The following is an 8,461-nucleotide window of genomic DNA, read 5'->3' as shown; positions in this document are numbered from 1 at the left end:
GTGATATCCGATGGATTGGCCTGTTTCAGGGCGGTGAAGGAGGCCAATTGTGAGCACCTGGGTGTTGTCACCGGGGGCAACCTTGACTTGCTGGATCATCCGGCATTCAACTGGGTAAACACGATGATAGGGAATGTGAAGAACTCGCTGCGGGGCAGTTGCCATACGCTCGGAGCGAAGCATTTACCGAGACATCTTGCTGAATACTGCTTCCGGTTTAATCATCGTTTTGACCTCAAAAGCATGTTGGTTGAATTGGGGCATGCAGTCGTGGCAAGCCCTCCGATGCCATATCGGCTCTTGAAGCTGGCTGAGGGTCATGGGTAATCAGGTTCCCGAAAATGTGCTCATCCAGTGGATTTATCGCCATTGGCGCGGTTTTGAGTCCAACTGGAGCTTTATCGACCTCGCCCGCCATCAGTTCGAGTGCGAAAGCTGGCCCACTGCACGGATCATCGACCAGATAGACTCCCGTCATATGGAGGTGATCGAACGCTGGGGCGAGATGCTGCGCAGCAACCGCTACGTTCGCAACTCCTGGCTCGGGGAGAGGATGTTGCGCGAAGGGAGCTGGCCAGACCCCATCATAGTGCTGGCATCGACGGCAAACGACAGCTATCCGAACGGACATCCCCTGCCCCACCCCTACTGTCTGCTGGAAGGGCACCACAGGCTCGGCTATCTGCGCGCCATGGTGCATGATGACGAGCCACTGCGGCCCCAGCATCAGGTGTGGGTTTGCCGACCTGTTCGCGACACTTAAACGTTTTTCCGCACAGAAGTTGCCTTTGAAATAAATTTTTGACAATTCAAAATGCGACTCTATAATCTGTCCGGTTTGAAAAAAGGTCAGGACAGGACGATGCAGTTTTTGATGAAAAAAACAGCCTTGCAGACGGGTGGAGCGCACCAGAGCGGCACCGTTGTTTCCGGTTCCCGACCCACAGATCCCCAATTGTTTTCAAAAAAAGCCCCTGTTTCAGGGGCTTTTTTTTGTGCCCGAAAAACCTTCATTGATGTCAAAGGGAATGCAGACGATGACCAATCCACTCTATAAGAAACATGTCATCTCCATCACGGACCTGACCCAGTCTGAAATGGAACTGGTAGTCTCAACCGCACAACGGTTGAAGGCCGAGCCCGACACCCGCTTGCTGAAAGACAAGCTGGTCGCCAGCTGCTTCTTCGAAGCCTCTACCCGCACCCGCCTCTCCTTCGAGACCGCGGTGCAGCGCCTGGGTGGCAACATCATCGGCTTCGCCGACGGTGGCAACACCAGCGCCAAGAAGGGTGAAACCCTGGCTGATTCCATCAAGATCATCGGCTCCTACACCGATGCGGTGGTGATGCGTCATCCGAAAGAGGGGGCGGCCCGTCTCGCCTCCGAATTCTCCCGCGTGCCGGTCATCAACGGCGGTGACGGCTCCAACCAGCATCCGACCCAGACCCTGCTCGACCTCTTCTCCATCCGCGAGACGCAAGGCAAGCTGGACGGCCTCAACGTCGCCTTCGTCGGCGACCTCAAGTACGGCCGCACCGTGCACTCCCTGGCCCAGGCCCTCAGTCTGTTCAACTGCCGCTTCTTCTTCATCTCGCCGGAGGCGCTGGCGATGCCGGACTACATCTGCGAAGAGCTGGAAGAGAAGGGTATCCAGTTCAGCGTGCATGAAACCATGGAAGAGGTGATGCCTGAGCTCGACATCCTCTACATGACCCGGGTCCAGAAAGAGCGCTTCGACGAGACCGAGTACAAGCACATGGCCGCCAAGTTCGTGCTGGAACTGGCCACCCTGGAAGAGGCCAAGCCCACCATGAAGATCCTGCATCCCCTACCCCGCGTCGACGAGATCGACGTCGCGGTCGACAAGACCCCCCACGCCTACTACTTCCAGCAGGCGGAGAACGGGGTCTATGCGCGCCAGGCACTGCTGGCTCTGGTACTGAACGAAACTGTCTAACGGAAAGGGGAACATCATGTCTGACAAGAACCAACTGCAAGTCGAAGCCATCCGTCACGGCTCCGTCATCGACCACGTCCCCGCCGGCCAGGGCATCAAGATCCTCAAGCTGTTTCAGCTGGTAGAGACCCAGGAGCGGATCACCGTCGGCTTCAACCTCAAATCCGGCGCCCTCGGCAAAAAGGATCTCATCAAGATCGAGAACACCCGCCTGACCGAGCAGCAGGCCAACCAGCTGGCGCTGTTCGCCCCCAAGGCGACCGTCAACATCATCGAAGACTTCGCCGTGGTGAAGAAGCACCAGCTCAAGCTGCCGGAGTTCATCGCCGGGGTGTTCCACTGTCCCAACTCCAACTGCATCTCCCACAACGAGCCGGTGGAGAGCTACTTCCGGGTGCGCGAGGTGAAAGGCGCGGTACGGATGAAGTGCAAATACTGCGAGAAGTCCTTCACCCAGGACATCGTCAGCGAACGCTACTGAGAACCAGACTCAAAAAGATATCCAGGTGGGCCCCAAGGGGCCCATTTTTGACCCCTGTCACATCACCAAATAACCAGTTGGTTATAATTTGCCATCCAAAGAGAGCTATTCCCGCTCATTTCCTGCCAGTGCATTGATTGCCAGTATTTTTTGCTGATATTCAGCAAATGCGGCAGATATCGAGCGTTTACCGTCGGTCATCATCAAAGGAATTCGCCGTGGTCAAGACCCTCAGCCGTCCCGTTGCCCAAGAGCCCGATCTGGCCCAGCTGGATGCCTGTCGCCAGATCATCGGCCAGCACTGCTACAGCACTCAGGAAGAGATCCGCCGCGAGCTGTCGGAGCGCGGCTTTGCCGATATCAGCCAGTCCACCATCTCCCGCCTGCTGCGCCGTCTCGGCGTCGCCAAGGCGCAGAATGCCAACGGCAAGAAGGTCTACACCCTGGTGGACGAACAGCTGGAACCCGCCGGCAGTACCCGCTCCATTCACGACATGGTGCGCGCCGTGGTGCACAACCAGCAGATGGTGTTGATCCATACCACGCCAGGGGCCGCCACCGTGGTGGCCCGTCTGCTGGATCGCAACGCCAATCCCGAGATCATGGGCGCCGTCGCCGGCAACGACGTGGTGCTGGTCGCCCCGCGCCACATCAGCCGCACCCGTCAGGCCCACGCCGCCGTGGTGCGCACCCTGGAACAGGCGCGCTAGCCCTCCCCCAATGCAGCAAGGCGACCCAGGGTCGCCTTTTTGCTGTCTGCCAATCGGCTTTTTATCCCATCCGTGCGCTGTCTGGGCCCGCCTCCTGGTCGGCCATAAAAAACGGGAGCCAGTGGCTCCCGTTTTTGCAGCTATGTCTGTCGGTGTTTATGCCAGCACGGCACCCAGGCTCAGGCAGACCACGATCAGCACGGTCAGCAGGCCGAGCAGCGGGGCTACCCATTTCAGCCAACGTACATAGGGAACCTTGGCGATGGCCAGGCCACCCATGACCACGGCGGAGGTCGGGGTCACCAGGTTCACCAGACCGGAGGCTGACTGGTAAGCGGTGACCACCAGCTCGCGACCCACGTTGGCGAAGTCAGCCAGCGGCGCCATGATCGGCATGGTCAGCACGGCCAGGCCGGAGGAGGACGGCACCAGGAAGGAGAGCACCACTTCCAGCACGAACATTACGTTGATGAACACCACGGTGGAGAGGCCGGTCACTATCCCTTCTGCGCTGTGCAATATGGTGTGGGTGATCATGCCGTTGTCCATCACTACTACGATACCGCGGGCGATACCGATGATCAGGGCCACGCCAAGCAGGTCGCGGGCACCGTCGATGAAGTTGGAGGTCAGCTCCTCCTCGCTCATGCGGGAGATGACGCCGACTATGATGGCGGCGGCCAGGAACACACCGGAGATCTGCGCCATCCACCAGCCCAGCACGGCCACCCCGTAGATCATCACGGCGAAGGCGGCGACGAAGATGCCCAGCACTATCTTGCGAGTAAGAGTGAACTCCAGCATCTGGTCGCTTTTGTTGCCGAGGAAGTGGGCACGGTTCTCTTCCCACTTGTCAGCCACCAGGGACTTGCTGGGGTCGCTGCGCACCATTTTGGCGTAGCGCATCACATAGGCCACGCAGAGCAGCCAGCCGGCCACCAGCATGGCGACGCGCAGCCAGATGCCGTCGGTAAAGGAGATGCCGGCGGCGTTGGCGGCGATCACGGTCGCGAACGGGTTGATGGTGGAACCCAGAGTACCGATACCGGCCCCCAGCAGCACAGTTGCAGCAGCCACCACCGGGTCGAAGCGGGCGGCCATCATCACAGGCACCAGCAGGGTGTAGAACGGCAGGGACTCTTCCGCCATGCCGTAGATGGTGCCCCCTGCGGCGAACAGCGCCATCAGGATCGGGATCATCCACTCTTCCCGGCCGCGCAGGCGGTCGGTCACCCGTTCGATACCGGCATCGATGGCACCTGTCTTGGTCACTATGCCAAGAAAACCACCGATGATCAGGATGAAGAGGGAGACGTCGATGGCGCCTGCCTCGTAGGTGTCATGGTTGTAGAGACCATCGATCGGCGCCAGCAGCACGTCGACGATCCCCTGGGGATTGCCCTCTACCAGCTTGTAGGTACCGGCCACCGGCACTTCCTTGCCGAGGGCTTCGTTCATGGTCATTTCGTATTTGCCGGCCGGCACTATCCAGCTCAGGGCGGCCACCAGGGCGATCAGCACGAACAGTATCGTGTAGGCTGACGGGAACTTGAATTTGGTCATGGTCCAGCTTCCTTCTGTGGGTGTGGTATCCATGCAGGCTGCGGGTCGTAGGGTTGGAGGTATTATGCCGCTGTCACATGGTCGAAAAGCCGGGGGTCGCCCCCCGGCACCACTACTGCGACCTTAGTCGCCCAGCGTAGCAACCATCACTGCCTTGATGGTGTGCATCCGGTTTTCGGCCTCGTCGAACACGATGCTGTGCTCGGATTCGAACACGTCCTCGGTCACTTCCAGGCCTTTCATGCCGTATTTGTCAGCCACTTCCTTGCCCATGGTGGTCTCGTCGTTGTGGAACGCCGGCAGGCAGTGCATGAACTTCACATCCGGGTTCTTGGTGGCGTTGATGACGTCCATGTTGACCTGATACGGGGTCATCAGTTTGACGCGTTGATCCCAGGCTTCTTTCGCTTCACCCATGGAAACCCAGACGTCGGTGTAGAGGAAGTCGGTCCCCAGCACACCCTCTTTCACATCTTCGGTCAGGGTGATGCGTGCGCCTGTCTCTTCGGCGATCAGGCGGCACTTGGCAACCAGCTCTTCTTCCGGCCAGAAGGCTTTCGGCGCGACCAGGCGGATGTCCATGCCCATCTTGGCGGCACCGACCATCAGGGAGTTACCCATGTTGTTGCGAGCGTCACCCAGGTAGGCGAACTTGATTTGATCCAGGCGTTTGCCCTTGCCGTGCTCCAGCATGGTCATGAAGTCGGCCAGGATCTGGGTCGGGTGGAATTCGTTGGTCAGACCGTTCCAGACCGGGACGCCGGCGTGGGCACCCAGCTCTTCGACGATCTCCTGGCCATAGCCACGGTATTCGATGCCGTCATACATGCGGCCCAGCACCCGGGCGGTGTCTTTCATGGACTCCTTGTGGCCGATCTGGGAACCGCTCGGGCCGAGGTAGGAGACCTGGGCGCCCTGATCGAAGGCCGCCACTTCAAACGCACAACGGGTACGGGTGGAGGTCTTCTCGAAGATCAGGGCGATGTTCTTGCCGGTCAGGTGTTTGCGCTCATAGCCACCGTATTTGGCTTTCTTCAGGTCGATGGCCAGATCGATCATGTATTGGATTTCGCGCGGGGTGAAGTCCAGCAGTTTCAGGAAGTTACGGTTACGCAGATTAAAAGCCATGATGAGTTCTCTCTATATTTGTTTCAGACCAATTCAGGCAGTAGTGTTGACTACGCATTCTCAGTACATATGTCGGTAATTACGCATTCACGGTACGGGTGGCGACGATATTGGTGCCGGCTTCGCCCTTGAGGATGGCCAAGCCATCGTCCAGTGCACCTATGCCGACCATGCCGCCGGTCGCCTTGACGAATTCGCAGGAGGCTTCGACCTTGGGCCCCATGGAGCCTGCGTCGAACTTGACGCCGGCCAGCTCGTCCGGGCTGGTGATCCGCAGCGGACGCTGGGTCGGTTTGCCCCAGTCCAGGTAGACGGCATCGGCATCGGTCAGGATCAGCAGGGCGTCGGCCTTGATCTGCTTGGCCAGGTAGGCGGCAGACATGTCCTTGTCGATGACGGCTTCGATGCCGGTCAGGCTCTGGCCATCCCAGGTCACCGGGATGCCACCACCACCGGTACAGATGATGAGGTGGCCCTGGGCGATCAGGGTTTCGATGGCGTCGCCTTCGACGATGCGCTGGGGCAGTGGAGACGGCACCACGCGGCGGAAGAACTTGCCGTCAGCCTTGACCACCCACTGCTTCTCTGCAGCCAGGGCGCGGGCTTCAGCCTCTTCGTAGACGGGACCGATGAATTTGGTCGGATTGACGAAGGCCGGATCTTGCGGGTCAACCTGCACCTGGGTCAGCAGCGCGGTGACGTTGCGGCTCGGCATCAGGTTCTTCAATTCCTGGATCAGCATGTAGCCGATCATGCCCTGGGACTCGGCACCCAGCACATCCAGCGGATAGGGGGATACCTTGGTGTAGGCACTGTTCTGCAGAGCCAGCAGGCCGACTTGCGGGCCGTTGCCATGCACCAGCACCACGTTGTACTCCTGAGCGATCAGGGCGATGGTCTTGGCGGCGGTGGCGATGTTCTTGCGCTGGATATCTGCTTCAAGCGGCTCGCCACGACGGAGCAGAGCATTGCCACCCAGGGCGACGACGACAGTTGGTTTTTTCATGAGTGTTACTCTCGAGTTTGGTGCTGTGTGGCGCCAGCCTCTGCCGGCGCCACGCCGTCTTGTTAGATGCCGTCGCGTTCCATCGGGCAGCTCATGCAGCGGGCGCCGCCGCGGCCACGTCCCAGCTCTTCACCCGGGATGGGCAGCACAGTGATGCCGGCCTTGTCGTACTTCTCGTTGGTGTAGGTATTGCGCTCGTAACCCACCACCACGCCGGGGCGCACGGTCAGCACGTTGTTGGCATCGTTCCACTGCTCGCGCTCGGCCTCGAAGGTGTCGCCACCTGTGGTGATGAGCTTGAGCTGATCGACACCCAGTGCCTTCTCGATGGCGGTGACGAAGTAACCCTCTTCCTTGATGTTCATGCCGGTGGCACCGCCCGGAGTCAGGCTCCAGCAGTTCACATCCTTGCGGATGACTTCCGGATAGACGGAGAAGGTGTCTATGTCCATGTGGGTCATGACGGTATCCAGGTGCATGCAGCTGCGGTGTTTAGGCAGTTGCATGGCGATGACCTGTTTGGCCTGGCCGTGCTTGAACAGGCCGCGAGCCAGGTGCTCGACCCCTTGCGGTGTGGTGCGCTCGGACATGCCGATGAGCACGGCGCCACGACCGATGACCAGTACGTCGCCCCCTTCGATGGTGGAGTTGTCGTAGTCGCGATCCTCATCACCGAAGTACTTGATGAAATCCTGACCGGCAAACTGCGGGTGCCAGCGATAGATGGCCTTCACGTGGTTGGTTTCGCGACGGCGGGCCGGTTTGGCCATCGGGTTGATGGAGACGCCGCCATAAACCCAGCAGGAGGTGTCACGGGTAAAGAGGTGGTTGGGCAGCGGTTCGATGATGAAGTCGGTCGGTGCGTGCATGCCCACTACCATGTTGACGCCGCTGTAGGGCATCTCGGAGTAGGTCAGGCCGCCGGAGAGAATGCGGGCCAGCTCGCGGTGCGGCATGTCGGCCAGGAAGCAGCGTAAATCGTTGGCAAAAGAAGTGCCGAGGCGATAGTCGGAGACCTGATGTTGCAGCAGCCAGGTTTTGGCTTCCGGCACGTCCAGGGTTTCCGCCAGCAGATTGGTCAGCAGGAAAACTTCGACATTCTGATCGCGCAGTACCTGAGCGAATTTGTCGTGCTCCTGACCAGCACGTTCAACGGACAGGACGTCATCGAACAACAGATCCTGGCAGTTGGAAGGAGTCAGACGCTTCAGACTGAGGTTGGGGCGGTGCAACATGACACGGCGCAATTGGCCAACTTCAGAACCTACATAAAATTTGCTCATGATTATATTCCGTCTAGCAGTGGTCCCTGCGAGTGATTGAATAGATTCCTTCTATTCATGCTCGTGGCTAAGGCGGGATATTCTTTATGTAGGGTAATCGGCTTATGTTCTATCCTGCCCTTGCCTTTCGAGACCGAGGTTAGACCTGCCAATCACGATAAACTTAGACATTGATCACATTCACCCAGAACTGAATAAATTCACGGTTTATTCTTTGATAGGGGTAACAGAACTGACAATCTCCCATTCACCTCTCCCGTTTAAATACGCACTTTCTTCGGCACATATTTCATATTTCACCTTGTTTCATTCACGCCAAATATCTATAAAGG

Annotated in this window: 9 protein-coding genes and 1 pseudogene; 6 read left to right on the top strand and 4 right to left on the bottom strand. The window is 58.8% G+C overall.

Going from position 1 to position 8,461, the window contains the following annotated elements:
- The 6 genes and pseudogenes from CAK78_RS05665 to CAK78_RS05645 form a co-directional block, all read left to right on the top strand.
- Positions 1-327: transposase (locus CAK78_RS05665; RefSeq protein ID WP_141214113.1), on the top strand; the 327-nt coding region annotated here is incomplete at its 5' end.
- Between the two features lie 4 nt (positions 328-331).
- Positions 332-763, top strand: a pseudogene (locus CAK78_RS05660) (hypothetical protein); the annotation flags it as partial.
- Between the two features lie 99 nt (positions 764-862).
- A complete protein-coding gene (locus tag CAK78_RS22790) occupies positions 863-1,057 on the top strand; it encodes a hypothetical protein (protein ID WP_176452691.1) in 195 nt (64 codons plus the stop codon).
- Positions 1,038-1,958, top strand: coding sequence for an aspartate carbamoyltransferase (pyrB, locus tag CAK78_RS05655; RefSeq protein WP_176452690.1), 921 nt, complete (start codon positions 1,038-1,040; stop codon positions 1,956-1,958). Before CAK78_RS22790 ends, pyrB begins: the two co-directional genes overlap by 20 nt.
- 16 nt (positions 1,959-1,974) lie before the next feature.
- A complete protein-coding gene (gene pyrI, locus CAK78_RS05650) occupies positions 1,975-2,439 on the top strand; it encodes an aspartate carbamoyltransferase regulatory subunit (RefSeq protein ID WP_005306465.1) in 465 nt (154 codons plus the stop codon).
- A 218-nt stretch (positions 2,440-2,657) separates the two neighbouring features.
- Positions 2,658-3,149 carry an arginine repressor gene (locus CAK78_RS05645; protein ID WP_005306467.1) on the top strand — a complete coding sequence of 164 codons (492 nt, stop codon included), beginning with the start codon at positions 2,658-2,660 and terminating at the stop codon, positions 3,147-3,149.
- Between the two features lie 156 nt (positions 3,150-3,305).
- Here CAK78_RS05645 and CAK78_RS05640 read toward each other — a convergent pair whose 3' ends face one another.
- The 4 genes from CAK78_RS05640 to arcA form a co-directional block, all read right to left on the bottom strand.
- On the bottom strand, positions 3,306-4,712 hold the full coding sequence (locus tag CAK78_RS05640; protein ID WP_005306469.1) for a YfcC family protein: 1,407 nt from the start codon (positions 4,710-4,712) through the stop codon (positions 3,306-3,308).
- Positions 4,713-4,835: 123 nt separating this feature from the next.
- Positions 4,836-5,840 (bottom strand): ornithine carbamoyltransferase, encoded by a 1,005-nt coding sequence (argF, locus tag CAK78_RS05635; RefSeq protein WP_005306471.1) that lies wholly within the window; start codon positions 5,838-5,840, stop codon positions 4,836-4,838.
- 79 nt (positions 5,841-5,919) lie between these two features.
- Positions 5,920-6,846, bottom strand: a complete 927-nt coding sequence (gene arcC, locus CAK78_RS05630; RefSeq protein ID WP_010635806.1) for a carbamate kinase — start codon at positions 6,844-6,846, stop codon at positions 5,920-5,922.
- A 62-nt stretch (positions 6,847-6,908) separates the two neighbouring features.
- Complete coding sequence (arcA, locus tag CAK78_RS05625) at positions 6,909-8,129, bottom strand: arginine deiminase (RefSeq protein WP_094696643.1); 1,221 nt, start codon at positions 8,127-8,129, stop codon at positions 6,909-6,911.
- Positions 8,130-8,461: the final 332 nt, after the last annotated feature.

Source organism: Aeromonas sp. A35_P (assembly GCF_002259925.1).
Lineage (GTDB): Bacteria > Pseudomonadota > Gammaproteobacteria > Enterobacterales > Aeromonadaceae > Aeromonas > Aeromonas dhakensis.
Note: the sequence above shows the minus strand (reverse complement) of the source record. Positions and strands in the feature narration are given on the sequence as shown.

Coding starts and splice junctions, on each gene's coding strand:
- CAK78_RS22790 (WP_176452691.1), top strand. CDS start 863: ATGCAGTTTTTGATGAAAAAAACAGCCTTGCAGACGGGTGGAGCGCAC.
- pyrB (WP_176452690.1), top strand. CDS start 1,038: ATGACCAATCCACTCTATAAGAAACATGTCATCTCCATCACGGACCTG.
- pyrI (WP_005306465.1), top strand. CDS start 1,975: ATGTCTGACAAGAACCAACTGCAAGTCGAAGCCATCCGTCACGGCTCC.
- CAK78_RS05640 (WP_005306469.1), bottom strand. CDS start 4,712: ATGACCAAATTCAAGTTCCCGTCAGCCTACACGATACTGTTCGTGCTG.
- argF (WP_005306471.1), bottom strand. CDS start 5,840: ATGGCTTTTAATCTGCGTAACCGTAACTTCCTGAAACTGCTGGACTTC.
- arcC (WP_010635806.1), bottom strand. CDS start 6,846: ATGAAAAAACCAACTGTCGTCGTCGCCCTGGGTGGCAATGCTCTGCTC.
- arcA (WP_094696643.1), bottom strand. CDS start 8,129: ATGAGCAAATTTTATGTAGGTTCTGAAGTTGGCCAATTGCGCCGTGTC.